This window comes from Haloarchaeobius ordinarius (genome assembly GCF_051801355.1).
Lineage (GTDB): Archaea > Halobacteriota > Halobacteria > Halobacteriales > Natrialbaceae > Haloarchaeobius.
In genome coordinates, this window is the sequence record NZ_CP196560.1 from 717,473 (window position 1) to 742,081 (window position 24,609).

21 protein-coding genes are annotated in these 24,609 nt (G+C 66.0%); 6 read left to right on the top strand and 15 right to left on the bottom strand.

The features are described 5' to 3' along the window. Entirely contained in the window at nucleotides 1-1,209 is a 1,209-nt protein-coding gene (locus ACSC1R_RS03760; protein WP_439027736.1) for an Nramp family divalent metal transporter, read from the bottom strand. Between the two features lie 150 nt (nucleotides 1,210-1,359). Then, entirely contained in the window at nucleotides 1,360-1,908 is a 549-nt protein-coding gene (locus ACSC1R_RS03765; RefSeq protein ID WP_439027737.1) for a ribbon-helix-helix protein, CopG family, read from the bottom strand. 110 nt (nucleotides 1,909-2,018) lie between these two features. Between ACSC1R_RS03765 and ACSC1R_RS03770 the strand changes: the two genes are divergently transcribed. Together ACSC1R_RS03770 and ACSC1R_RS03775 are read left to right on the top strand one after the other, a co-directional pair. Next, on the top strand, nucleotides 2,019-2,858 hold the full coding sequence (locus tag ACSC1R_RS03770; RefSeq protein WP_439027738.1) for a proline dehydrogenase family protein: 840 nt from the start codon (nucleotides 2,019-2,021) through the stop codon (nucleotides 2,856-2,858). Nucleotides 2,859-2,929: 71 nt separating this feature from the next. Next, complete coding sequence (locus ACSC1R_RS03775) at nucleotides 2,930-3,607, top strand: DUF502 domain-containing protein (protein WP_439027739.1); 678 nt, start codon at nucleotides 2,930-2,932, stop codon at nucleotides 3,605-3,607. 57 nt (nucleotides 3,608-3,664) lie between these two features. Here the strand turns inward: ACSC1R_RS03775 and ACSC1R_RS03780 are convergent, their stop codons facing one another. From ACSC1R_RS03780 to ACSC1R_RS03810, 7 genes are all read right to left on the bottom strand, one after another. Next, nucleotides 3,665-4,618 (bottom strand): branched-chain amino acid transaminase, encoded by a 954-nt coding sequence (locus ACSC1R_RS03780; RefSeq protein WP_439027740.1) that lies wholly within the window; start codon nucleotides 4,616-4,618, stop codon nucleotides 3,665-3,667. Between the two features lie 71 nt (nucleotides 4,619-4,689). Next, nucleotides 4,690-5,049, bottom strand: coding sequence for an HVO_A0114 family putative DNA-binding protein (locus ACSC1R_RS03785; protein ID WP_439027741.1), 360 nt, complete (start codon nucleotides 5,047-5,049; stop codon nucleotides 4,690-4,692). A gap of 38 nt (nucleotides 5,050-5,087) precedes the next feature. Continuing rightward, the gene (locus ACSC1R_RS03790; protein WP_439027742.1) at nucleotides 5,088-5,681 is read right to left on the bottom strand and encodes a hypothetical protein; all 594 of its coding nucleotides are present in this window, start codon (nucleotides 5,679-5,681) and stop codon (nucleotides 5,088-5,090) included. Nucleotides 5,682-5,751: 70 nt separating this feature from the next. After that, entirely contained in the window at nucleotides 5,752-6,912 is a 1,161-nt protein-coding gene (locus ACSC1R_RS03795) for an outer membrane protein assembly factor BamB family protein (protein ID WP_439027743.1), read from the bottom strand. A 69-nt stretch (nucleotides 6,913-6,981) separates the two neighbouring features. Next, nucleotides 6,982-7,107 carry a hypothetical protein gene (locus tag ACSC1R_RS03800; protein WP_439027744.1) on the bottom strand — a complete coding sequence of 42 codons (126 nt, stop codon included), beginning with the start codon at nucleotides 7,105-7,107 and terminating at the stop codon, nucleotides 6,982-6,984. Nucleotides 7,108-7,174: 67 nt separating this feature from the next. Beyond that, the gene (gene ribB / locus ACSC1R_RS03805) at nucleotides 7,175-7,858 is read right to left on the bottom strand and encodes a 3,4-dihydroxy-2-butanone-4-phosphate synthase (protein WP_439027745.1); all 684 of its coding nucleotides are present in this window, start codon (nucleotides 7,856-7,858) and stop codon (nucleotides 7,175-7,177) included. A 1-nt stretch (nucleotide 7,859) separates the two neighbouring features. Continuing rightward, the gene (locus ACSC1R_RS03810; protein ID WP_439027746.1) at nucleotides 7,860-8,564 is read right to left on the bottom strand and encodes a DUF120 domain-containing protein; all 705 of its coding nucleotides are present in this window, start codon (nucleotides 8,562-8,564) and stop codon (nucleotides 7,860-7,862) included. Between the two features lie 216 nt (nucleotides 8,565-8,780). Here ACSC1R_RS03810 and ACSC1R_RS03815 point away from each other — a divergent pair, with 216 nt between their 5' ends. Both ACSC1R_RS03815 and ACSC1R_RS03820 read left to right on the top strand, forming a co-directional pair. Further along, entirely contained in the window at nucleotides 8,781-11,819 is a 3,039-nt protein-coding gene (locus ACSC1R_RS03815; protein WP_439027747.1) for a PAS domain S-box protein, read from the top strand. A gap of 46 nt (nucleotides 11,820-11,865) precedes the next feature. After that, on the top strand, nucleotides 11,866-14,454 hold the full coding sequence (locus ACSC1R_RS03820; protein WP_439027748.1) for a PAS domain S-box protein: 2,589 nt from the start codon (nucleotides 11,866-11,868) through the stop codon (nucleotides 14,452-14,454). Between the two features lie 38 nt (nucleotides 14,455-14,492). On the opposite strand, the gene twy1 is transcribed toward ACSC1R_RS03820, so the two are convergent. Then, entirely contained in the window at nucleotides 14,493-15,482 is a 990-nt protein-coding gene (gene twy1 / locus ACSC1R_RS03825) for a 4-demethylwyosine synthase TYW1 (RefSeq protein WP_439027749.1), read from the bottom strand. Nucleotides 15,483-15,639: 157 nt separating this feature from the next. Between twy1 and argS the strand changes: the two genes are divergently transcribed. Continuing rightward, nucleotides 15,640-17,394 carry an arginine--tRNA ligase gene (gene argS / locus ACSC1R_RS03830; protein WP_439027750.1) on the top strand — a complete coding sequence of 585 codons (1,755 nt, stop codon included), beginning with the start codon at nucleotides 15,640-15,642 and terminating at the stop codon, nucleotides 17,392-17,394. Between the two features lie 110 nt (nucleotides 17,395-17,504). Here the strand turns inward: argS and minD are convergent, their stop codons facing one another. Next, a complete protein-coding gene (gene minD / locus ACSC1R_RS03835; RefSeq protein ID WP_439027751.1) occupies nucleotides 17,505-18,455 on the bottom strand; it encodes a cell division ATPase MinD in 951 nt (316 codons plus the stop codon). Nucleotides 18,456-18,787: 332 nt separating this feature from the next. On the opposite strand from minD, the gene prf1 reads away from it, so the two are divergent. Further along, nucleotides 18,788-20,029, top strand: coding sequence for a peptide chain release factor aRF-1 (gene prf1, locus ACSC1R_RS03840; RefSeq protein WP_439027752.1), 1,242 nt, complete (start codon nucleotides 18,788-18,790; stop codon nucleotides 20,027-20,029). Nucleotides 20,030-20,098: 69 nt separating this feature from the next. Here prf1 and ACSC1R_RS03845 read toward each other — a convergent pair whose 3' ends face one another. The 4 genes from ACSC1R_RS03845 to ACSC1R_RS03860 all read right to left on the bottom strand — a co-directional run bounded on the left by ACSC1R_RS03845 (nucleotide 20,099) and on the right by ACSC1R_RS03860 (nucleotide 24,608). Continuing rightward, entirely contained in the window at nucleotides 20,099-20,491 is a 393-nt protein-coding gene (locus ACSC1R_RS03845; RefSeq protein WP_439027753.1) for a DUF6276 family protein, read from the bottom strand. Between the two features lie 81 nt (nucleotides 20,492-20,572). Then, nucleotides 20,573-21,265, bottom strand: a complete 693-nt coding sequence (locus ACSC1R_RS03850; RefSeq protein WP_439027754.1) for a V-type ATP synthase subunit D — start codon at nucleotides 21,263-21,265, stop codon at nucleotides 20,573-20,575. A 168-nt stretch (nucleotides 21,266-21,433) separates the two neighbouring features. Then, nucleotides 21,434-22,840 (bottom strand): ATP synthase subunit B, encoded by a 1,407-nt coding sequence (locus ACSC1R_RS03855; protein WP_439027755.1) that lies wholly within the window; start codon nucleotides 22,838-22,840, stop codon nucleotides 21,434-21,436. Between the two features lie 4 nt (nucleotides 22,841-22,844). Continuing rightward, on the bottom strand, nucleotides 22,845-24,608 hold the full coding sequence (locus tag ACSC1R_RS03860; RefSeq protein ID WP_439027756.1) for an ATP synthase subunit A: 1,764 nt from the start codon (nucleotides 24,606-24,608) through the stop codon (nucleotides 22,845-22,847). Nucleotide 24,609 lies beyond the last annotated feature (1 nt).

Genomic DNA, 24,609 nt, shown 5'->3' on the forward strand with positions numbered 1-24,609 from the left:
TCAGAGCACCCCCGCGATGGAGAGCAGCGTCCGGAGACCGAGCCACAGCGCGATGGCCGTGACGATGGCCCCGAGGACGTTCTGCAGGGTCGAGTTCGTGTACTTGCCGAGGATGTCGCCGTCGTTCATCACGTAGATGAGGAAGATGGCGACGATGGGCAGGAGGACGCCGTTGGCGACCTGTGCGAACACGATGGCCTGCACCGGGCTGTAGCCGAGCGCGGAGAACAGCACACCGACGCCCAGGATGGCACCCCAGACCGCGCGGAACTTCGTGGACTTCAGGTCGGCGTCCCAGCCGAGTGCGCCAGCCGTCGCATACGCGCCGGCCAGTGGCGCGGTCGTCGCGCTGGTGAACCCGGCCGCGAACAGGCCGATGCTGAACAGCACCTTCGCCTGCGTGCCGACGAGCGGTTCGATCTGCTCGGCCATCGTGCCGACGTTGTCTATCTCGGTCCCGACCGGGAACGCGGCCGCGGCCGTGATGAGGATGGCACAGGTGATGGCCCCACCCAGGACGATAGAGAGGATGGTGTCGGTACGCGACTCGGGGAGGTCTTCCGGCCCGTCCCAGCGCTCCTGGACGCTGCTCGCGTGCAGGAACAGGTTGTAGCCGACGACCGTGGTACCGACGAGCCCCGTGATGAGGAACGCCGAGCCCTCCGGCACCGACGGGACGAACCCGGCGGCGACCTTCCCGAAGTCCGGCCCGATGATGATGGCGTCGAGGACGAACGAGAGCGCCATGATGGCGATGAGCCCCACCAGCGCCTTCTCGATGAGCTTGTAGCGCCCGGTCCACAGCAGGGCACCGGCGCAGATACCCATCAGCGGGCCCCAGACGTTCTCGCTGACGCCGGTCATCACGGCCAGGCCAGCGGCCCCGCCGATGATGTTGCCCGTTTCGTACGCGGCCGTCCCGATACCGATCGCCGAGACGACCAGCGCGATGGCGACGTAGGTCGCCGCCGGGTTGTCGAAGCGCTTGCGGAGCGCCTCACCCAGCCCCTCGCGGGAGACGAGGCCGAGTCGCGCACTCATCTCCTGTAAGACGATGGTCGCCACCACGGAGAACGCGATGGTCCACAGAAGCGCGTATCCGAAGCGTGCACCCGTCACGCTCGCAGTCGTTACCGTCCCCGGCCCGATGAAGGCGGCCGCCACCATGGCCCCCGGGCCAACCGACTTGAGTCGCTGTACGATGTTCATGGTTGACTATGTACGGCACAATGTCACACACAAACCCCCTAAAAGATACTTGAGAATGCCGAATACGGGCACCTCACCGAGTATGAAATCGTATGAAGCCGTGTGAAGAGTCGATGGGACCGCCGCCACCGGTTCCCCCCGACAACCCGCCTACCGGTCGACCGCCGTGAAGATGACCTTCGACAGTCCCTCCTCGACCTCCAGTTCGAACGGGAGCCGGGCCGTGCTCTCCTCGATGAAGCCAGTCATGAACCACTTGACCGACTCGGTCGGGAAGACGACGTGGTAGGTCTGGCCCCTGCTCTCGCGGACCGTCAGGAACCCACAGAATGAGAGCCAGTCGAGCAGTTCGCCGAGCGTGTCGAAGCGTTCCTCGTACTCGCGGGCGTGGAACGCGGCGACGCGGTCGGCCGCCTCGACGAACTCCGGGTCCGGTTCGCCTTCTGCGTTCTCGACGTAGTCCAGAAAGCAGTGCAGGAAGTCCACGTCCAGCAGCACGTGCTCGCCGCTCGAGAGCATCTGGTGGTACGATTCGAGGTTCGCCCCGGCGTCGGCGGTCGCCGCCTCGAAGTTCGCCGCGTAGAACGACAGCGCCTGTCGGACCAGTTCACTCTGTGGTTTCCCCGTGCGACTGGTGAGTGACTCCAGTGCGGTCACGGCGTCCTCGTCTAGCGAGACGGTGATGCGGTCCATTATCACCTGATGTTCGTCCCCCCAGATATGGCTTCCCCTGTGCGTCGGGAGCGGACCGGCAGGTCACCCGGCTCAGACCATCAATCCCTTTATATCGTCGGTCCGGAGTTCCCTGCATGATTCCCCCTATCGCCTCCCGGTTCGTCGCTGGCGAGTCGCCGGCCGAAGCCATCGACCACGCCCGCGAGTGCAACGAGGGCGGCGTGAATGTCATCCTGAACCTGCTCGGTGAACACTACGACGAGCGTGCGCCCGCCGAAGAGGACGCCGAGGAGTACGTCCGGCTCGTCGAGGACATCGGGAAGTCCAGCATCGACGCCTGCATCTCGGTCAAGCCCTCCCAGATCGGCCTCGACGCCGGCGAGGACGTGTTCGACGACCTGCTCGGGCGCATCGTCGAGCGCGCCGACGAGGCAGGCACCTTCGTCTGGATAGACATGGAGGACCGCCACACCACCGACGCCACCCTCGACGCGTTCGAGAAGTACACGACGCAGACCGACGGCAACGTCGGGCTCTGTGTGCAGGCGAACCTCAAACGCACCGAGGATGACATCGAACGTCTCGCCGACCTCCCGGGGAAGATCCGCCTCGTCAAGGGTGCCTACGACGAGCCGAAAGAGGTCGCGTACAAGAAGAAGTCGAAGGTCGACGCCCAGTACGAGAAACTCCTGGAGTACATGTTCGAGCACTTCGAGGACGGCATCGCCGTCGGCAGCCACGACCCGGCGATGATAGACCTCGCCGCCGAACTCCACGAGGAGTACGGCACGGACTACGAGGTCCAGATGCTCATGGGTGTGCGCGAGGACGCCCAGTTCGACCTCGCCGAACAGGGCGTCGAGGTCTGGCAGTACGCGCCGTACGGCGGCAAGTGGTTCCAGTACTTCTACCGCCGGGTTCGCGAGCGCAAGGAGAACCTCACCTTCGCGCTGCGTGCGGTGCTCGGTCGGTGACCACGGGGTCGGTCACGACCGCCGACCGAGAGGAACAAACCCATTACCCCCCAGCCTGATATTTCGCCTATATGTCCTCGTGGAAGCGTGACTTCGCGTCCGGCCTCATCGTCGTCATCCCGGTCCTCGTCACGGTTTTCGTCATCGCGTGGCTCTACGACAAGGTAGCCGCAGTCACACCGAAACAGGTGATTCGAACGTCACTACTGACCGGGTTCGGTCTGGACCAGAACACCGCTGCCGCGCTCATCGAACCGTTGCGCGTCATGGCCGTCCTCGCCGTCTTCGTCGTCTTCGTCTTCTCCGTCGGGTACCTCATGCGAACCGCGGTCGGCGGCTTCTTCGAAGAGATCATCGACGACGTGGCGAATCGCGTCCCCGGCCTCCGGGTCGTCTACAACGCCTCGAAGATGGCCGCCGAGACCGCCCTCGGTGGCACCGAAGCCCTGCAGGCCCCGGTGAAGGTCGAGATGTGGGGCGGGATGCGTATGACCGCGTTCAAGACCGGCAAGCGGACCGACGACGGCCGTGAAGTCATCTTCCTCCCGACTGCGCCGAACATCACCACCGGGTTCGTCATCGAGGTCGACCCGGACGACATCGAAGAGACCGACGAGAAGGTCGAAGACGCCCTCACGCGCATCCTCTCGGCCGGGTTCGGTGACGCCGACCGGATGGGTGGCCAGATTCCCATCGAAGAACTCGCCGGGAGTACCGACGAGGACGGGAAGCCCGACGACGAGAACTGACCGCTCGGACTGGTTTTCTCACTGCACTCGAAGAAACCGAAGAGGGGTGTCGCCGGTTCAGACGTCGACGTACTCGAACCACTCGTCGTGGTCGTCGGTGCGGCGGTGGACCACGTCGAAGAAGCGCTGTTGTATCTCCTCGGTGACCGGTCCACGCGTGCCGTCACCGATTTCGACGTTGTCGACCTGCCGGATGGGCGTGACCTCGGCGGCGGAACCGGTGAAGAACAGCTCGTCTGCGGTGTTGAGTTCGCCACGCGAGATGGTCGCGCCGTCGTGGACCTCGTAGCCGAGTTCCTCGGCGAGCGTGATGACGGTCTCGCGGGTGATACCGTCGAGGATACTCTCGGCGAGTCCGGGCGTGAATATCTCGCCGTCACGGACGAGGAAGATGTTCTCGCCGGGGCCCTCGGCGACGTTGCCCTCCTTGTTCAGGACGATGGCCTCGCGGAAGCCGTTTCGGCGGGCTTCCTCGCCCGCGAGCAGGCTGTTCACGTACAGACCGGTCGTCTTCGCGTTCGTCGGAATCTGGCTGGAGGCGTGCTTGCGCCACGAGGAGATCTTCACCTTGATGCCCTTCTCCAGCGCTTCCTCACCGAGATAGGTGCCCCACGGCCAGACCGCGATCATGGTTCGGGTCGGGCAGTCGCCGGGAGAGACGCCGAGGCTCTTGTAGCCGTAGTAGACCAGTGGGCGGATGTAACACGATTCGAGGTTCTGCTCACGGATGAGCGTCTTCGTCGCCTCGGTGAGCTCTTCGGGCTCGTGGTCGATCTCCATCTCGTACGGCTTGCAGGAATCATAGAGCCGCTGGACGTGTTCTTCCCAGCGGAACATCGCCGGACCCTGTTCGGTGTCGTAACAGCGCGCGCCCTCGAAGACGCCTGTGCCGTAGTGCATCCCGTGGGAGAGCACGTGAATCTGTGCGTCGTCCCAGTCGACGAACTCGCCGTCCATCCAGATGGTGTCGAGCGCGTCGTTCTCCTGGCGCATCTCTTCGAACGTAGCCATGCCAGAGAGTGCAGAGGAACGGGCAATAAAGATACCGCGATTATTGCCACCGTTCTCACCAGCACATCGAGTCAGGAAAGCGGGATGGTCACCGCTATCTCGTCGAACTTCGGCACCGGACGGACCGACTTGTCGTGTTCGACGAGGTCGATGAGGCCGAAGCTCTCGAGCGCCTTGAGGCGCGTCTCGACCTCGGACAGGTCGTGGTCGACGGCTGCCGTGAGTGAGGCCACCGTCGTCGGGTGTTCGTCTCGCAGGGTTCGCAGCAGTCGCAGGTTCGAGGGTGCGAACAGTCGGGCGAGTTCTTCCTCGCTTCGGATGCTGAGCGCGTCGCGGTCGCCGCCACCGAGGCGGGCGTAGAACTCCTCTGCCGATTCGAGGCGTACCTGGAGGGTGTCTGTCTCGGCGTCTGCTTCCGGTCGCGTCGCCATGTTCTCCCAGCCACGGCCACAACACTTAAACGTAGCTTCTAGGGCGCGAGAGGCCCGAGGTGGTCCGCCACCACACCAGCGACCACGAGCAGCGCGAGCACGAACAGCCACCCCCCGGCGAGCACCCGCCACGACGCTGGCTGCTCGCCTCGCGGCAGGGCGGGCCCCGCCACGACTGACCCGTAGATGACCAGCACCGGCCCCCCGAGCAGGAACGCCACGGAGGGTGAGACGGCGAGTCCCGTCAACCCCAGTTCGAGAAAGAGGCCGTGCGACCCGGCGAGCAAGAACACGGTCGGTGGCGAGAGGTCGTACCGGCGAGAGACGAGAACCCAGCCGCCCACGAGTGCCGCGAACGTCGGCATCGCGACCGCGTAGTCGTGCCAGAGGCTCCGTGCGGCACCCTGGAGGCCGCCGCCGAAGGCGTATATCAGTGTCTCCTCGGCGACCGCGAGGCCGAGCGCGACTGGTAGATAGGGACCGGGTCGATAGCGCAGAACCGCCGCGGCGACCACCGTCCAGACGGCGAGGGGAACGAACAGGTCCCACGAGACGACTGCGGCGACGGCGAGCGCGAGGGTGTGCCACGCGAAGACGAACTGCAGTCTTCGGTCGGCGAGGAACGGGTTCACGACTGGGAGATGACGAGTGAGGACGTAGCTCCGCGTGTGACACACCCGGTCACTGTCGACAGCACGCGGCTCACGCGACCCGGAACACCCTCCCGAACTCGTTGGAGACGAGGACGGTCTCGTCGACGACGACCGGCCCGTACATGAGTTCGCCGTTCAGTTCGACGGCCCATCGTCGCTCGCCACTCGTCACGTCGAAGGCGGCGAGCGTCCCCTGGGCGTCACCGACGATGACGAGGTCTCCGGCGACCGCCGGGTTCGTCATCAACACGCCACCGGGCGACGCCGTCCACAGTTCCTCGCCAGTCGTCGCGTCGAGCGCGTGGAGTTTCTTCCCGCTCACGAACAGCCGGTCGGCGGCGAGCGCCGGGGCGTAGGTCAGTACCTGCCGAGTCTCCGCCGTCCAGCGATACTCGCCCGTCCCGGCGTCCAGCGCGTGCACCGCGTGGATGCCAGGGACGTAGACGAGTCCGTCGCCGACGACGGTGAAACCGAGCCCGCTCTCGCCGACCTCGCCCCGCCAGCGACGCGCCCCATCCGGGCCGACGGCGTCGACCGCGCCGAGGTCGGAGACGGTGACGTACGCGACCTCGTCGACGACCGCCGGTGCGTCCAGTTGCTCCTCGGCGCTGTACTCCCAGACGCGTTCCCGGGATTCGACGGCTATCTTGCTCAGACCCGTGTTGGCGGCGTGATACAGCGACCCCTCTGCGAAAGCGAGCGACTGGCTCGACCTGCGGTCGTCGACGACGTGCCACGATTCCTCCCCGGTGTCGGCGTCGAGGGCGACGACGCGTTTCTGTATCTCGCCGTCGACGTCCGCCTGCTCGGTCGCGTACACCGTCCCGTCGTGGACGACGGGCGAGGAGTGAAACCCGATGTCCGTCGCCCACTGCTGGTCGCCAGACTCGGCGTCCCCCGCGGTGACGTGTTGTCCGCACGAGTGGTACTCGGTGCCGTCTTCGAGAAGGAACCACTCGGCGACCGCAGCCCGTGCCTGTGGTTCTACCTGACAGCGCCGTTTCCAGGCCACCTCGACCTCGCCCGTCGGCGGCGTGGCGTCCGTCGCCCCGGTCCGGGCCGCGTCGTGGCGGAACTGCGGCCAGGAGCCGGTGACGCCCGGTTCGGTGCCACTGCCCCCACCGAGAACGCCGGTACAGCCCGCCAGCGCGGAGAGGAGTGCGGTCCCGGTCGCGGTCAGTGTCCGCCGTCGTGATATCGGGGAGCCCATCGTTTCCCACACGTTTCTGGTTGGGAAATAAACACGATTCGGTTCGCCGGTCCGGACTGGCCGCCAGTGTCAGGCCGGCACGGACGGCGGCTGGACGAGCACCCCATCGTCGGTCGTCGTCGCGTTCGTGTCGGTGACGAACGCCTGTTCGCCGGCGAGGACGACGACGGTGGTCGAATCGACGCGTTCCGCCACAGCCGACGAGGACGCCAGAACAGGAGTCGGTAACTGATAGAATAGAACTCGAACGAAGGGTCTCGGCCTACCCGAGTCTCGCCACGAGGTCCGCACCCTCCACGTACGGAATCCCCTCACGTTCGGCGTAGGCGCGGGCGTCGGCCGGGACGAGGGCCTCGCCGGTCTCGTCGTCGAGCATCTCACAGACGACGACCGCGGGCGAGGTCTCGGCGGCTTCCGCGAGTGCGATGCCCAGTTCGGTGTGTCCAAGCCGCTGGGAGAGCAGTTCCGGGGCGGCCCGGAGCAGGTGAACGTGGCCGGGGGCGCGGAACTCCTCGACGAACGGGAAGGTCTCGGGGTCGGCGGCGGCCTCGCCGAGCTTGGTGATGGTCAGCGCGCGGTCCGAATCGGGGATGCCGGTGAAGGTGTCGCGGTGGTTCACCGTGAGCGAGAACGACGAGCGCTCGTCGTAGCCGAGTTCGTGGTCCGCGGTGAGGGGGTGGTCGAGTGCCTCCTGTACGAACGGGAGGTCGAACGTCTCGGCCACGGAATCGGAGAGAGCCACACAGACCAGCCCGCCCGCATCGTTTCGCATGCGGGCGACGGCCTCGGCGGTCACACCCTCGGCGGGGTAGACGAGGTCGGTCTCGCCCTCGCGGTCGGCCGCGTCGTGGATGGCGACGGGCTGGCCGGCACGAAAGGCCGCGATGGCGCGGTCGACGGCGGCCTCGGCGTCGGCGTCGGTCTCGGTGTGGGTGCTCTGGGACATCTTACTGCTCCTCGACATAGATGGTCACGTGGTCGTCGTCGGCCAGGGAGAGAGCGTCGCGGAGGCGTTCGGGTGCGATAATCTCCAGCTGGTCCTCGTCGTGGTGGGTTCGCTCGGGCGCGATGGTGTGTGCACCCTCGTACGTTTCGCCGTCGGCAGTCTCGACCGTCGCCGGGTAACAGATGCAGGGACCGTAGGTCCGGTCGTCGTCTTCCCAGCCGTCGATGGGAATAGGGCTCATGGCCTCCATCGCGGACCGTCGGCGGACGCTCTCGGCGTCGAGTTCGACGTTCAGTGTGCCCGCGAAGGGTTCGTAGCCGAGGCGTTCCTCGAACTGCGCCATGTACCCCGGCAGGGAGATGTAGTGACGGCCCTCGCCCATCCCGCTCGTGACGGTGCCGTACAGTTCGACGCTGGAACGGCCCTCGAAGATGGCGCGGTAGTCCTCGTACTCGCTGCGGAGCGCGCGTTCGCCGTCTTCGGTGAGGGCGACCCACTGGCCGTCGCTGACGGTCTCGCGGGTGACGAGGCCGGCGTCTTCGAGGCGCTGGAGGCGGCGCGACGCCGTCTGGTTGGACGCGTCGAGTCGGTCCGCGAGGCCGGCACAGGAGACCTTTATCTCGCCGTCGATGGCCCCGTCGAGGGCCAGCAGTTTGGCGACGGCGAGTTCGTCGTGGCCGACCGCGAACGACGCTATCTCTGACATGGCAGTGGCTTGGGACGCCGGTGGGATAAGCATACCGAATATGGGATGCATCTCAAGATCGAGATAGTGTGTCACACCTGCGTGACGCAGCGTGAGAAACGAGAGTCTAGTTGAGAGTTTCAGTGGAGTCACTAAAGCCCATCGTTTCGGGCAACAGGACTGCCAGGGCCGGAACGATTAACAGAGAAAAATCCTATCCACACACACGAACGTACCGTGTCGGGTCCGTCTACCGTGGTGTGGGTCACTGCTGCGAGCGATGCCTCCGCTCCCTGGGAACCAACGCCGTTCTCTGTCGACCGCGTCCCCGTCGACCCGACAGACTCGGTCACTTCCCTCGCCGACACCCTGCTCGCGGGCGACCCCGCCTGCGTCGTCTGCGAGTTCACCCTCCCCGGTGACTGCGACGGACTCGACCTCTTGCAGGCGATTCGTGAACGGGACCAGCGCGTACCGGTCGTCCTCCACACCGCCGTACCCGATGGCGAGGTCGCGAGCGAGGCGATCGCGCTCGACGTGACCGACTACTGCTACGGCGACAACCTCGCGGGCCGCGTGGCATCGGTCGTCGAGACGCCGCGACCGCCGGACACCGAGACACAGCAGGAGGCCCTGCACCGGCTGCACCAGATAATCACCGACCCCGACGGGGACTTCGAGACGACGACCAGTCGGCTCCTCGAACTCGGCTGTTCGTACCTCGGTCTCGACATCGGGTTCGTCACCAGATTCACCGACGGCACCCAGCACATCGTGACCGCGACCGGCGACCACACCGACATCCAGGCCGGCGCGAGCGCTCCACTCTCGGAGAGCTACTGTCGCCACACCGTCGAGGCCGAGGAACTGGTCGGCTACCGTGACGCCGCCGAGGAACTGGCCGACGACCCCGCCTTCGAGCGGTTCGGCCTCGGCTGTTACCTCGGTGGGAAACTGTTCGTCGACGGGGAACTGTACGGGACCCTCTGTTTCGCGGACGACGACGCTCGCGAGGTCGACTTCACGCGGGCGGAGCGTCGCTTCGTCGAGGTGATGGTCGACTGGTACGGGAACGAACTCGACCGCCGGAGTGCCACGAACGCGACCGAACAGGCCCGGGCCGAACTGGACCGGGTCCTCGAACGCGTCGACGACGCGTTCTTCGCCCTGGACGACGAGAAGCAGTTCACCTACGTCAACGGGGAGGTCGAGGAACTCCTGGAAGTCGAGGCGGCGGACCTGGTCGGACGCAGCGTCGACGACCTGTTCGAGAAGGAACACCTCGAACCGTTCATCAGCCAGTACGAACAGGCGATGGCGACCCAGGAACCCGTCTCGTTCGAGGCCTACTTCGAACCGCTGTCGATGTGGTTCGACGCGAACGCGTACCCCGCACCGGACGGCGTGTCCGTCTACTTCCGCGACGTGACCCGGCGCAAGCGCCGGGAGTCGATGCTCGACGACCTGCTCGGGACGATGCGCGAACTCGTTCAGGCGGATACGACCCAGGCCGTCGCAGACATCGTGGTCCGTGCCGCCCAGAACATCCTCGAACTGGACTACGTGGCCGTTCGGTTGCACGACCCGGACACCGACCGGCTCGACGTGGTCGCGGGGACCGACCACCTGTTCGAGGACCTCCCCGACCGACCGACGTACGGGAGCGACGAAGGGAACCCCGGGACGGCGTTCACGGCCGGCGAATCGTTCGACTCGCCGATAGACTACCACGACGAGATACAGTCGGCACGCTACGTCCCGCTGGGCGATTACGGCGTCGTCTCGGTCGCCTCTCGCGAAGCAGACCCGGTCGACGACATCCGCCGTGGCGTCCTCGACGTGCTGGCGACGAACGCCACCGCCGCCCTCGACCGCGCCGAACGCCAGGAGACGCTTCGCGAGTACGAGACGGTGCTCGAGAACGTCCAGGATATGGTGTACGTTCTCGACGAAGACGGGTACTATAGCTACGTCACCGAACCGTTCGCGGACTTCCTCGGGTGCGACCGTGCCGACCTGCTCGGCGAGCGCCCCGGGCAGTTCCTCCGCGCGGAGGGCCAGTCGGCCGTCGAAGAACGCATGGCAGCGTTCACCGACCACGACCCCGACGTAGCGAAGACGTACGAAGTCACCATCCAGACGGCCGAGGACCGGACCGTCCCCGTGGAAATCGAGAGCACGACCCTGCCACAGTGCGAGGAGGCCGACGGGTTCCCGGGGTCGGTCGGCGTCGTCCGCGACCTCTCCGACCTCCATCGCACCCGCGAAGAACTGGAGTCCGAGAACGAGCGCTTCCGGAACCTCTTCGCCAGCATCCCCGACCCGGTCGTCGAGAACGAGTTCCGCGACGGCGAACCCATCGTGAGTAGCGTCAACGACGCGTTCGAATCGGTGTTCGGCTACGACGCCGAAGCCGTCGTGGGTGAATCCATCAACGACTTCATCGTCCCACCGGACCGTCAGGAGGAGGCGGCGACACTCGACTCGCAGGCGGACAACGACGAGATAATCACCGCCGAGGTGCGGCGACGGACCGCCACGGGTAACCGGGACTTCCTCTTTCGGGGAGTCGGCTACGACCTCGAAGACGGGACGAGGGCCGGGTACGGCATCTACACGGACATCACGGCACAGAAAGAGCGCGAGCGCCGCCTCGAAGTCCTCCACACCGTCCTCCGGCACAACCTCCGCACCGAGCTCACCCTGGTCAGCGGCTACCTGGACCTGCTGGCCGACGACGTCGACGCACCCGACCGAATCGCCCAGCTCCGCGGTGCCGTGACGGAGATCGAGAACCTGAGTGCGAAGGCGCGGACCCTCGAACGTGTGGTGGCCGACGAAGACGACAGCCACCCGGACCCGACGGACATCGTCCCACAGGTGCGCGCCGTCGTCGACGCCGAACGCGACCGCTACCCGGACACGACGATACGACTCGACGTGCCGCCGAACGCGACGGCGGTCGCCGACGACCGCCTCGGCCTCGCGATGACGAACCTGCTAGAGAACGCCGTCGAACACGGTGGTGAGCAGGTCGCGGTCACGGTGGTCGACGACGACTCGACGGTCACCGTCCGCGTCGCCGACGACGGCCCCGGACTCCCCGAACGCGAACGGGCACTCGTCCAGGGCGAACGCGACATCACGCAACTCGAACACGGCAGCGGTCTGGGGCTGTGGGTAGTCGACGCGGCCGTCCGCTCGCTCGGCGGCGACCTCTCGTTCGCAGCAGTCGACGACGGCTGTGTGGTCGACCTATCACTCCGGAAGACATAGCCAGAAGCGTTTTTGTCGGTCGTCGGTAATCGGAGTCAGGAATACCGTGTCGGGCACGCGCACCCTCCTCTACATCGGTTCGCGCGACGGGGCGAGTGCACGGTCGGTGGTCACCGCCGAACTCACCGACTGGCGACTCCTCACCGTCACGAGCGCCGCGGCGGCACGCGACGCACTCGCCGCGAACCCGGTCGACTGCGTGCTGTGCGACCACGACCTCCCCGACGGCGAGACCGGACTTGCCATCCTCGCCGCCATCGACCCGTCGGTTCCGCTCCTCTACCGGACCGCCGAGCCGGACGGCGACGTCGCGTCTGCCGCGACCGCGGCAGGTGCCACGGGGTACTGCTACGGCACCGACGACCTCGGGGAACGACTGCGAGCCCTCGTCGGGAACAGGGACTCGACAGCCCCGGCCGGCGGTGGCGACAGGCCGATGTTCGCGACCGACGCGTCAGCCGCCGCCATCCTCGAACGTATCGGTGAGGCCTTCCTGGCACTCGACGACGAGTGGCGGTTCACGTACGTCAACGAGATCGCCGCGAACGTCCTCGGCCGTTCCCGGACGGAGCTTCTCGGCGAGGTCGTGTGGGACGCATTCCCCGTGGCGGCCGACCTCCCGTACTACGAGCAGTACACGTACGCGATGTCAGCACAGGAGCCCGTCTCGTTCGAGGCGTACTATCCGCCGCTCGACCTCTGGACGGACGTGAGCGCCTACCCGGACCAGAACGGGCTCTCGGTGTTCTTCCGGGACGTCACGAAGCGCAAGCGCTACGAGGAGATGCTGCCGGGGCTCCTCCAGACCACGCGGGACATGATGCAGGCGCGAGACCGCGAGACCATCGCCCGGCGAACCGTCGAGGCAGCCGATGAACTCCTCGGGCTCGACCTCACCGTGGTCCGGTTCTACGACTCGGAGACCGGCCTGCTGGTCCCGGCAGCCGGGACCGACTCCCTCGGCGAGGTGATGGGCCAGCGACCCGACTACGCCGTCGGCGAGGGCGGCCCCGGTACGGCGTTCGAACGCAACCAGCCGACGTTCCGGACCGACGTCGAACCGACCGACGACGACGACCGTCGTATCGAACAGGTCGAGGCTGCACTCTACCTGCCACTCGGCGACCACGGCACCCTCAGTGCCGCGTTCCACTCGGCGTCGGGCCTCGGACCGGTCGAACGTCAGACCGCGGAACTCCTCGCCGCCAACGCGACCGCCGCCCTCGACCGGACCGAACGTCGTGAGCGGCTCGAACGCTTCGAGGCCGTCATCGACTCGGTCGAGGACATGCTCTACGTCCTCGGCCCGGACGGCGAGTTCCGCTACGTCACCGAACCGTTCGCGGAGTTCGTCGGCTACGACCGGGACGACCTCGTCGGTGCGTCACCGACACTCGTCACCGACGAGGCCGTCGTCGAGCGAATCGAGGACGTCATCGCGGCGCTCTGGAACGACACGGACCGGCGAAGCGGAACCGTCGACGCCGAGATACTCACCGCGACCGGTCGAACGACCCCCATCGAACTCGACGTGTCGCTGTTGCCGTCAGACGACGGTCAGTTCGCCGGGTCCGTCGGCGTCGTCCGAGACGTGTCCGACCTCCGTGAAACCCGGGAGCAACTGCGGTCGGAGAACGAGCGATTCCGGTTCCTGTTCGACCACATCCCGGACCCCCTCGTCGAGTGCGAGTTCTTGGGCACCGACCCCATCGTCACCTCGGTGAACCCGGCGTTCGAACGGGTGTTCGGGTACCAGAACGCGGACATCGTCGGTGAACGGCTCAACGACTTCGTCGTTCCGCCCGGCGAAGCCGACGACGCGGGCCGACTCGACGAACGAATCGTCTCCGAGGGCGAGGTCACCGAAGAGCTTCGTCGCCAGACCGCCACCGGCGAACGACACTTCCTGTTCCGGTCGGTGAGCTACGAACTCGACGGGACCCGCTACGGGTTCAGTACCTACACCGACATCACCGAGCGCAAAGAACGCGAGCGCCGCCTCGAAGTCCTCCACACCGTCCTCCGGCACAACCTCCGTACCGAGATGAACCTCATCGGCGGCTACGCCGAACAGCTCGAACGAGAACTCGACGAGAAGTCCGAACTGGTCGAGGACATCCAGACCGAGGCCCGCCACGTCGCCAACCTGAGCGACACCGCCCGCAACGTCGAGCGTGCGCTGGACCGGTCGGACGACTACACCGTCGACCGCCGGGACGTGACCGACCTCGTCTCGGAGGCGGTCGAGACGGCCCGGTCGACGTTCCCCGGGGCCGACATCTCCCTCGACCAGCCCGCCGCGGTCGAGGCGATGGCCGACGACCGTCTCGGCGTCGCACTGACGAACGCCCTCGAGAACGCAGTCGAGCACTGCGAGGAACCGGTGGCTCGGGTCGTAGTGACCGTCGAAGACGACGATGAGGCGGTCGAGATTCGAATCGCCGACAACGGTCCGGGCATCCCCGAACAGGAGCGCAAACTCGTCACCGGCGAGCGCGACATCACGCAGTTAGAACACGGCAGCGGCCTCGGCCTCTGGGCCATCACCTGGGTGGTGAACGCCTTCGACGGGGACCTGGCGTTCGAGACGAGCGAGGACGGGAGCGTCGTCGTCCTGCGACTCCGCCGGCAGTAGTCGATGCGTCGACAGTGGCTGGGTCGATGGCCCACCCGTCAGTAGTCCACGAGCGGGTCGCGTTCCCAGAAGTCACTGTCCTTCTTCAGCTTCGGGACCCACGTGTCGGCCTCCCTCGCGAGCAACGCGACACGGGACTGGGGAACGTCCTTGATCTCGTCGTGTTCGGGCATGTACTCGGCGACGGCCTCGGTGAACTCGACGACCTCCTCGTGGTCGGGCATCGCGGACCGGTCGAGGCGGCCTCGCGAGTGTCCGACGTGCATGTACGCCTTCAACTCGACGTAGTCCGGGTCCGCCCGCTCGTAGAACGCGGCGTACCAGTCGGGGTCTTTCATGTTCTCGCCCTTCACGAGGGTCGTCCGGAGGACGGTCCGCGTCTCGTCTTTCGCCGCGAGCACGTCCATCGTCTCGACCAGACGCTCCCAGGCGTCGTCCTCGACCGCCTTCACCACGGAGTCGAAGGTGTGTCGCTCGGCCGCGTCGACCGAGACGTACAGCTGGGTCGGGTCACACCGCGAGAGCAACTCTGGGTTCGTCCCGTTCGAGACGAGGAACGTCGTGATGTCCCGGTCGTGGAACTCGTCGATGAGTTCCGGCAGGTAGGGGTACAGCGTCGGCTCGCCGTCGAGCGAGATGGCGACGTGGCGCGGCTCCATCGCCTGCTCGAACACGTCGCGGGGTACCCTGTCGTTGCCACCGTAGCCCGCGAGGAGTTCACGCTGGAGTTCGAGCGTGGCGTCGGCCACCGCGGCCGGGTCGTCCCACTCCACGTCGCCGAGTTCGTACGCGTGGCCCGCGTGGTCGCGCCAGCAGAACACGCACCGCTCGTTGCACTTGACGACCGGCGTCATCTGCATGCACCGGTGGGACTCGATGCCGTAGAAGGCGTACTTGTAGCACTTCCCGTCCCCCGTCAGTGCGTTCTTCGTCCACCCGCAGGTCTGGGCGGCGGTGTGGTTCACGCTGTGGTAGTTCGGGCTGGAGACCTGCATCGGCCCGTCCCCGGCCTCCTCGGAGTCGCTCATGTCGTCTCCAGATTCGCCGGGACGAGACAAAAGCGACGTGGTGTGGCATGCAAGCACCGCCGTGAACCACGGGGCGCTGACGCCGACGACGAGTCTGCCCGAGACGGGCTGACGCGTATCAGAAACCCATATACGGGGCGGTCGAATATCCCTCGGTATGTTCCTGCAGCTACGGACGGAGGTCGAGGACGCCCTCACCGGGGCGCTCGCCGCACGCGACCTCCCCACAGACGACCTCGGCATCGAGGAGCCACCGGAAGACGTGCCGGCCGTTCTGGCCTCCAGCGTCGCCTTCCGACTGGCCAGCGAGGTCGGCGCACCGCCGCCGAAGGTGGCCGCCGACGTGGCGGGCGAGATTGACCCCGACGACTACGAGTACATCGGCGGCATCGAGACCCAGGGCCCGTACATCAACGTCCTGCCGAGCGAGGCCTACTTCGTGGGAACGCTCCAGGCTGGCCAGGCCGAGGCGTACGGCCACCTCCCCGAGAAGAACGAGTCGGTGGTCGTCGAGCACACCTCCGCGAACCCGACCGGCCCGGTCCACGTCGGTCGCGCACGCAATCCCATCGTCGGTGACGCCGTCGCCAACACGCTGGAGTTCGCGGGCTACGACGTCGAGCGCCACTACTACGTCAACGACGCCGGCCGCCAGATGGCCGTGTTCACGTGGGCCTACGAGACCTTCGACGAGGAGGACCTCGATTCCGAGCCCGAGCGCGACCGCATCGAGTACGACCTCGTGCGCTACTACCGCAAGGGCAACGCCTTCCTCGAAGACGGCCCCGCCGACAAGGTGGACGAGGCCGAGGCCGAGATTCAGTCCATCATGCAGGGCCTCGAAGAAGGCGACGAGGAGACCTACGAACGCGTCTCGACCGTCGTCGACCAGGTGCTCTCGGGTATGCAGGAGTGCCTCGCGCGCCTCCCCGCCGAGTTCGACCGGTTCGTCAAGGAGACCAAGTTCATGTTCGACGGCTCCACCGACGACCTGGTCGACCGCCTGAAGGAACTCGACGAGGCCGTCTACGAAGAGGACGCCTGGCAACTCGAACTCAGCGAGCACGGCATCGACAAGAACATGGTGTTCCTGCGCTCGGACGACACCAGCCTCTACACGACCCGCGACCTCGCGCACCACGAGTGGAAGTTCGACAACTACGACCGCGCCGTCACCGTCCTCGGCGAAGACCACAAACTGCAGGCCGACCAGCTCCGGACGACGCTCGACCTGCTCGGCAACGACACCGAGAAGCTGGACAACGTCATCTTCTCGTGGGTCAACCTCCCCGGCGGCCTCGGGATGTCCACCCGCGCCGGCACCGGCGTCGACCTCGACGACCTGCTCGACGAGGCCATCGACCGCGCCCGCGACGAGGTCGAGACGCGCATGGAAGACCGCATCCGCGACGACGACCTCACCGACGAGGACGTCGAGCGCATCGCGCACCAGGTCGGTATCGGCGCGGTCCGCTACGACATCGTCTCCAAACAGCCGACGAAGGCCATCACGTTCGAGTGGGACCGTGCGCTCGACTTCGAGGCCCAGTCCGCACCCTACGTCCAGTACGTCCACGCGCGCTGCTGTGGCATCCTCGACGACGCCGAGGAGATTCCGGACGAAGTGGACGCGAGCGTCCTCACCGAGCAGGCGTCAGAAGACCTGCTCCGTGTCATCGCACGCTTCCCGGCCGTCGTCGAGGCGGCCGCGGACGACCTCGAACCGCACACCGTCGCGACCTACACGCGCGAGTTCGCGGAGACGTTCAACGCGTTCTACCGCGAGTGCCCGGTACTCTCCGAGGAGGACGACGAACTGCGCCAGGCGCGCATCGCGCTCGTCTCCGCGTCCCGCCACACCATCGCCAACGCGCTCTCCATCCTCGGCGTCGCCGCACCCCACTCGATGTGAATCACGGGCTCGGCGGCGGGTGAACCGACGAGGAGACAACTGCTTTTCGGACGGTCGAAAAGAGAGAGCAGATAGCGTCGGGCCACCCGGACCGGGCAGGTCGTCGGTCCTCACTCGGGGCTGGTCGACCCGCCGTCGGCTTCCGCGTCGGGAATCTCGACCTGTGCGTCGCCGCCGTCGGAGGCGGTGTCGTCACCGTCTATCTCGGAGATGGCGGCCGACACGTCGTCTTCGCTGGCCGCCTGAGAGCCCTCCGCCTGCTCGTCGTCGCCGTCACCGCCCTCGGTGTCGGAGGGCGGACGTGGCCGCCGCCGCCGGGCTTCGAAGCGCGGTCGCTCGTCCGCCGATGCCTCACCGGCGAGTCTGGCGGCGAGGTACCGGTACGCGCGCGATGCAGGGCTCCGTGGGGCGTGGACGACCAGCGGTGTCCCGGCGAAGACGCTCTTTCTGACGGCACCGTCCTCCGGAACGGTCGCCAGCAGCGGCAGGTCGAGCCCCGCCGCGATCTCCTCGGGGTTGATGTCGCTCCCGGGGTGGGTCCGCGTCAGGACGACACCGGCGATGGTGCCACCCGCCCGGTCGGCGAGTTCGCACGTCTTCGTCGCGTCCTGGATGGACGCCGGTTCGGGCGTGGAGACGATGACGACCGCGTCGGCGAGGCCGAGCGGGAGGACCGTCTCGTGGCTCACGCCCGCGCCCACGTCGAGCAGGACGTAGTCGAACTCCTCGCGAAGCGTCGCGACGACGTCCCGGAGGTTCTCGGTCTTCACAGCGGCGTAGCTGTCCAGTTCGCTCCCGCTCGGAACCGCCCAGATACCGTCGGCAAGCTGGTACGTCGCGTCCATCACGTCGGCCTCGCCAGCGAGCACCTGGTGGAGCGTCACCGAATCGGGGGTGAGACTGACGAACCCGGCGAGGTTCGCCATCCCGAGGTCGACGTCGACGATGACGACCCGGTTGCCCGCGCCCGCCAGCGCAGTCCCCAGATTCACTGTCGTCGTCGTCTTGCCGACACCCCCCTTGCCACTCGCGATAGCGTACACCGACTCCTGCGTGGTCATGCTAGGTGGACAGACTCCCGGGCGACTAATAAAACATTGAGGGCGACACCGTAGCACGGAACACCGTCAGGCCCGGGGTCTCCCGAACCGTGGCGAGATGGAACGGTCTGGGAGCGGTCGAATGGCGAACAGGCGGCAACAGCACCATCGGTCGGGGGTCTGCCGCGCACCCGCCTCGGCCACCCGACCGCTCCCTGTCAGGACACACGGGCCCTGGCCGCGCCATCGGCTATAAACCCTGAACCGCCGCCTCCGGGCCGCTACCGTGGGACGTGTGGGCACACGAGTTGCAAGGAACAGTTACTTACCGACCGCCCGGCCTAGAACCGCTAATGAGTGAGCAGGAGGGCGAGGCGCAGTCCGACCGAAAGAAGTACGAGTTCCAGAAGGTCATCGAGGAACTCCAGGGGTACGAAGGCTCTGGCACACAGCTCGTGAGCATCTACGTCCCCGAGGACAAGCAGATCAGCGACGTGGTCGCCCACGTGACCCAGGAGCACAGCGAAGCTGCCAACATCAAGTCGAAACAGACCCGGACCAACGTCCAGGACGCCCTGACCAGCATCAAGGACCGGCTCCGGTACTACAAGAACCCGCCGGAGAACGGGATGGTGCTGTTCTCGGGAGCCATCGATTCGGGCGGCGGCCAGACCGACATGGTCACCAAAGTGCTCGAAGGCCCGCCCCAGCCCGTCGAGTCGTTCCGCTACCACTGTGACTCCGCGTTCCTCACGGAGCCCCTGGAGCACATGCTCGCGGACAAGGGCCTGTACGGCCTCATCGTCCTCGACCGACGCGAGGCCAACGTCGGCTGGCTCCGCGGCAAGCGCGTCGAACCCGTCAAGTCAGCGAGTTCGCTCGTCCCAGGCAAACAGCGCAAAGGTGGCCAGTCCGCCCAGCGTTTCGCCCGCCTCCGCCTCGAAGCCATCGACAACTTCTACCAGGAGGTCGCGGAGATGGCGAACGAACTGTTCGTCCCCGAACGCCACGAGATGGACGGCGTCCTCGTCGGCGGTCCCTCCCCGACCAAGGACGAGTTCATGGACGGCGAATACCTCCACCACGAGGTCCAGGACCTCGTCCTCGGGAAGTTCGACGTCGCCTACACCGACGAGTCCGGCCTCTACGACCTCGTCGACGCCGGACAGGAGGTCCTGGCCGACGCCGAAATCATGGAGGACAAAGAGCTGATGGAGACGTTCTTCAAGCAGCTCCACAACGGGAACAAGGCGACCTACGGGTTCGAGCCGACCCGACAGAACCTCGTGATGGGGTCGGTCGAGACGCTCCTCATCTCCGAGGACCTCCGTGACGACGTGGCCGTCTTCGACTGTGGCGGCACCGAAGAGTACGAGGTCATCGACCACCGCAAGAACACCCCGTCCCACGAGTGCGAGGACGGCTCGGAGGCCGAACTCCAGAAGCGCGAGGACGTCATTGAGTTCCTCATGAACATCGCCGACCAGCGCGGCACCGACACGAAGTTCATCTCCACCGACTTCGAGAAGGGCGAACAGCTGCTCAACGCCTTCGGTGGTATCGCCGGTATCCTGCGGTACTCCACCGGCGTCTAGAACGCCGACTCCTCCTGCGATTTCCGCGTCTCCGAGCGCCAGTGCCAGTCCTGACTGGAACGCGTCGACTCACTCCAGTAGTTGTTCCAGCTGTCGCCGCCGCCGACCGATAGCCACCGACGGCTGCAGGTGGGTGTCCGCCTCGAGTTCCTCCAGCACGAGCATCGGGTCGACACCTCGTTCTTCGACCTGTTCGAGGAGGTCCTCTATCTTCGTCCGGTTCAACGCGAGCGAAGACAACAGGCCGACGACGAGTGCCATCTCGACGGCGGCCGTCTCGTCGGCGGGGAACGCCTCACTCACCCGGGAAAAGTCGGCGCCCGCCGGGGCGCTCTCGGCGGGCTGGAGGTGGAGACACGACGTACAGATTGCCACCGCGTCGCTCCCACCCGGTGCGTACGACGCGACCGCTGCTGGCACCTGAAACGGGACGCTCTCCGACCGACACTCGGAACACTGCATACGCTGTACCAGACACCCGATTCCCTAAAAACTAGGCGGCGCTGCTGGCGACGGGAGAGAGAAAGAACGAGAGAGCTGGTGTCAGTCGGCAGCTGCAACGACGTCGGCTTCGGCTTCTTCGGCCTCTTCCTGCCGGGCTTCCTTCTCTTCTCTCTCCTTTTTGTCCTTGATCTTCTTCATGCGGAAGATCTCCTCGCGCTCCTGTTCTTCGAGCTTCTGCTCGATGTACTCCTGGTTCTCCTTGAGTTCGGGCAGGAGCTTGAACTCGAGTGCGTTGACACGACGCTTGGTCGTCTCGATCTCGGTGAGCATCTTCTTCATCGCCGTCTCGACCTCGGCGGCGAGGATGATGGTCTCCAAGAGTTCCTCGTAGGCTTCTGCGGCCTCGTCGATGCGCGCGGAGGTCCCGAGCACACCGTACCCTCGCTCGTCGAGGGACTTCTTGACTTTCGAGGACTCGATCTCCGGGACGACGACGCCCATGATGTTACGGGACTCCGTCGTAATCTCCGGATGTTCCTTGAGCGCGGCTGCCGCCCCGCGAACCGTGACGTCACCCTCCATGGCGCGCGCCATGTTGATCTTCTTCTGGGCTTCGTCGTAGTTGTCCTCTAAGTTCTCGCGGACGTCCTGTGCCTGGTCGAGGATGTCCATGAACTCCATGATGAGGCCGTCGCGCTTCTGCTCCAGCGTGTCGTGACCCCGCTCGGACAGCTCGATGCGATCCTCGATCGCCATCAAGTTCTTCCGAGTCGGCTTGACGTCGTTGGCCATTACGAGGGCGTTGCACACCCAGCCTGTTAACCCTTTACGATTGTCTTCACGCGCGAGCGCGTGCGAGCCGGCGAGACTTGCCACACCACCCCGCGGGTCACCGCGGCGCAGAGCAGACTGGCGAACGCCGTCGCTCACGAGGCTGCAAAGAGAGAGAAAGGAACCGGCTCAGGCTTCGACGGCCTGCTCTTCCTCGACGTAGTACTCCTCGATGAGGTCCTCGTCGATACGGTTGAGCTGCTCTTTCGGCAGCGTCGAGAGCAGTTCCCAGCCGATGTCGAGCGTCTCGTCGATGCTACGGTCGGTGTCGTACCCCTGCTGGATGAACTCGTTCTCGAAGCGGTCGGCGAAGTCGAGGTACTTGTTGTCGAGTTCCGAGAGCGCCTCGCGGCCGACGATGTTCACGAGGTCGCGCAGGTCCTCACCCTCCGCGTACGCGGCGAAGAGCTGGTCCTTCACGTCGGCGTGGTCCTTGCGGGTGAGGCCCTCACCGATACCGTCGTCCATCAGGCGCGAGAGCGACGGCAGCACGTTGATCGGCGGCTGGATACCCTGGGAGTTCAGGTCGCGGTCCATCACGATCTGGCCCTCGGTGATGTAGCCGGTCAGGTCCGGAATCGGGTGCGTGTCGTCGTCACCCGGCATCGTGAGGATGGGCAGCTGGGTCACAGAGCCCTCGCGACCCTCGATACGACCGGCACGCTCGTAGAGCTGAGCCAGGTCGGTGTACATGTAGCCGGGGTAGCCACGGCGACCCGGAACCTCTTCGCGGGCCGCACCGATCTCGCGCAGTGCCTCACAGTAGTTGGTCATGTCCGTCAGGATGACCAGCACGTGATAGCCCTTGTCGAACGCGAGGTACTCTGCCGTCGTCAGGGCGAGACGCGGCGTGACCGTCCGCTCGACTGCGGGGTCGTCCGCGAGGTTCATGAAGACGACGGAGCGCTCCAGTGCACCGGTGCGCTCGAAGTCCTCCATGAACTCGTTCGCCTCTTCGGCCGTGATACCCATCGCGCCGAAGATGACTGCGAACTCGGTCCCGTCGTCGTCGTCGCCTTCGTCCTCCTCCGGCACGGTCGCCTGCCGGGCGACCTGCAGTGCGAGGTCGTTGTGCGGCAGCCCCGAACCCGAGAAGATCGGCAGCTTCTGCCCGCGAACGAGCGTGTTCATGCCGTCGATGGCGGAGACGCCAGTCTGGATGAACTCCTCGGGGTACTCGCGGGAGTACGGGTTGATAGCCTCACCGACGATGTCACGGCGCTCGTCGGGAACGATGTCCGGCCCACCGTCGATGGGGCGGCCGGACCCGTCCAGCACCCGCCCGAGGAGGTCCTCGGTGACGGGCATCTTCATCGTCTCGCCCAGGAACCGGACGGACGACTTTCGGTCGATACCTTCGGTGCCCTCGAAGACCTGAATCGCCACGAGGCCTTTGCTGGATTCGAGCACCTGGCCACGCTTGGTCTCGCCGTTCGGGGTCTCGATTTCGACGATTTCGTCGTAACCGATAGACTCGTCGACCTCGGCGAACACCAGCGGACCGCTGATCTCTGTAATCGTCTGGTACTCCTTCATGGTCTTAGTACATCCCCCGGAGTTCGTCCGCGAGATCGTTCTCGAGCTCTTCGACGTACTCCTCGTAGTCTTCCTGCACACCGATACGGTTGAGCCGTGGTGCAGCGTCGGTGTTCTGGATTTCGTCGACTGGGACGCCAGCGTCGAGTGCGTCGAACGCCTCGTCGTTGAACGTCTTGATAGCGTCGAGCATCATGTAGATCTTGTTCGGTTCGCAGTACGTGTCCACGTCGTGGAACGCGTTCTGCTGGAGCCACGCTTCTCGCAGGTAGCGCGCGACCTCGAGGGTCAGCTGCTGGTCCTCCGGCAGGGCGTCCTTCCCGACGAGCTGGACGATCTCCTGCAGTTCGGCCTCCTCGTCGAGGACGTCGACGGCCCACTGGCGCTTCTCCGGGAAGTCCTCACGGACGTTCTCTCGGTACCAGGGGTCGAGCTGGTCCTTGTACAGCGAATAGGACTCGTTCCAGTTGATGGCGGGGAAGTGACGACGCTCGGCGAGGTCTGCGTCCAGCGCCCAGAACGTCTTCACGATACGCAGGGTGTTCTGCGTGACCGGCTCCGAGAAGTCACCGCCCGGCGGCGAGACTGCACCGATAGCGGACACGGAGCCTTCGGTACCGTTGATGTTCTCGAACTTCCCGGCGCGCTCGTAGAACTCGGAGAGACGCGCGGCGAGGTAGGCGGGGTAGCCCTCCTCACCGGGCATCTCCTCGAGACGCGAGGAGATCTCGCGCATGGCCTCTGCCCACCGCGAGGTGGAGTCGGCCATGAGTGCCACGTCGTACCCCATGTCGCGGAAGTACTCCGCGATGGTGATACCCGTGTACACACAGGATTCACGCGCGGCGACCGGCATGTTGGACGTGTTCGCGATGAGGCACGTCCGGGACATGAGCGGCTTGCCCGTCATCGGGTCCTCCAGCTCGGGGAAGTCCTCGATGACCTCGGTCATCTCGTTGCCACGCTCACCACAGCCGACGTAGACGACGATGTCCGCGTCGGCCCACTTCGCGAGCTGGTGCTGGGTGACCGTCTTCCCGGAGCCGAACGGACCCGGAATCGCGGCCGTCCCACCCTTCGCGATGGGGAACAGCCCGTCGAGGATGCGCTGACCGGAGACGAGCGGCTCGCGCGGGGTCAGCTTCTTCTCGGAGGGGCGGGCCCGACGGACCGGCCACTCCTGGTGCATGGTTATCTCTTCGCCGTTGGCGAGTTCGACGACCGTCTCCTGGACGGTGAAGTTGCCGGACTCGGCGGCGGAGACTTCGCCACCCTCGTAGTCGGGCGGCACCATGACCTTGTGCTCGATGCTCTCGGTCTCCGGGACGGTCCCGACGACGTCGCCGGGTTCGACCTCGTCACCGACCTCGACCTCGGGAGTGAACTCCCAGGTCTTCTCGAGGTCGATACCGGGTGCGTCGACACCACGGTCGAGGAACGCCGAGTTCATCTTCTCCTCCAGTTCGTCGAGCGGGCGCTGGACACCGTCGTAGATGGAGTCCAGCATCCCCGGCCCGAGGTCGACCGACAGCGGCTCGCCCGTGTTCTCGACGGGTTCACCGGGGCCGACACCGGAGGTCTCCTCGTACACCTGAATCGTGGTCAGGTTCCCTTCGATTTCGATGACCTCGCCCATCAGCCCTTCGTCGCCGACGTAGACGACGTCGTTCATCCGGGCGTCGAGGTCCGCAGCGGTCACGACAGGACCGCTCACGCTCTCGATGACGCCGTCCTCGCGGACGGTGTCGGATTCTGTTGCTTGACTCATG

Bases quoted from the DNA above. Each gene is read 5' to 3' on its own strand.
- ACSC1R_RS03760 (WP_439027736.1), bottom strand. From the start codon at position 1,209: ATGAACATCGTACAGCGACTCAAGTCGGTTGGCCCGGGGGCCATGGTG.
- ACSC1R_RS03770 (WP_439027738.1), top strand. From the start codon at position 2,019: ATGATTCCCCCTATCGCCTCCCGGTTCGTCGCTGGCGAGTCGCCGGCC.
- ACSC1R_RS03775 (WP_439027739.1), top strand. From the start codon at position 2,930: ATGTCCTCGTGGAAGCGTGACTTCGCGTCCGGCCTCATCGTCGTCATC.
- ACSC1R_RS03780 (WP_439027740.1), bottom strand. From the start codon at position 4,618: ATGGCTACGTTCGAAGAGATGCGCCAGGAGAACGACGCGCTCGACACC.
- ACSC1R_RS03785 (WP_439027741.1), bottom strand. From the start codon at position 5,049: ATGGCGACGCGACCGGAAGCAGACGCCGAGACAGACACCCTCCAGGTA.
- ACSC1R_RS03795 (WP_439027743.1), bottom strand. From the start codon at position 6,912: ATGGGCTCCCCGATATCACGACGGCGGACACTGACCGCGACCGGGACC.
- ribB (WP_439027745.1), bottom strand. From the start codon at position 7,858: ATGTCCCAGAGCACCCACACCGAGACCGACGCCGACGCCGAGGCCGCC.
- ACSC1R_RS03810 (WP_439027746.1), bottom strand. From the start codon at position 8,564: ATGTCAGAGATAGCGTCGTTCGCGGTCGGCCACGACGAACTCGCCGTC.
- twy1 (WP_439027749.1), bottom strand. From the start codon at position 15,482: ATGAGCGACTCCGAGGAGGCCGGGGACGGGCCGATGCAGGTCTCCAGC.
- argS (WP_439027750.1), top strand. From the start codon at position 15,640: ATGTTCCTGCAGCTACGGACGGAGGTCGAGGACGCCCTCACCGGGGCG.
- minD (WP_439027751.1), bottom strand. From the start codon at position 18,455: ATGACCACGCAGGAGTCGGTGTACGCTATCGCGAGTGGCAAGGGGGGT.
- prf1 (WP_439027752.1), top strand. From the start codon at position 18,788: ATGAGTGAGCAGGAGGGCGAGGCGCAGTCCGACCGAAAGAAGTACGAG.
- ACSC1R_RS03845 (WP_439027753.1), bottom strand. From the start codon at position 20,491: ATGCAGTGTTCCGAGTGTCGGTCGGAGAGCGTCCCGTTTCAGGTGCCA.
- ACSC1R_RS03850 (WP_439027754.1), bottom strand. From the start codon at position 21,265: ATGGCCAACGACGTCAAGCCGACTCGGAAGAACTTGATGGCGATCGAG.
- ACSC1R_RS03855 (WP_439027755.1), bottom strand. From the start codon at position 22,840: ATGAAGGAGTACCAGACGATTACAGAGATCAGCGGTCCGCTGGTGTTC.
- ACSC1R_RS03860 (WP_439027756.1), bottom strand. From the start codon at position 24,608: ATGAGTCAAGCAACAGAATCCGACACCGTCCGCGAGGACGGCGTCATC.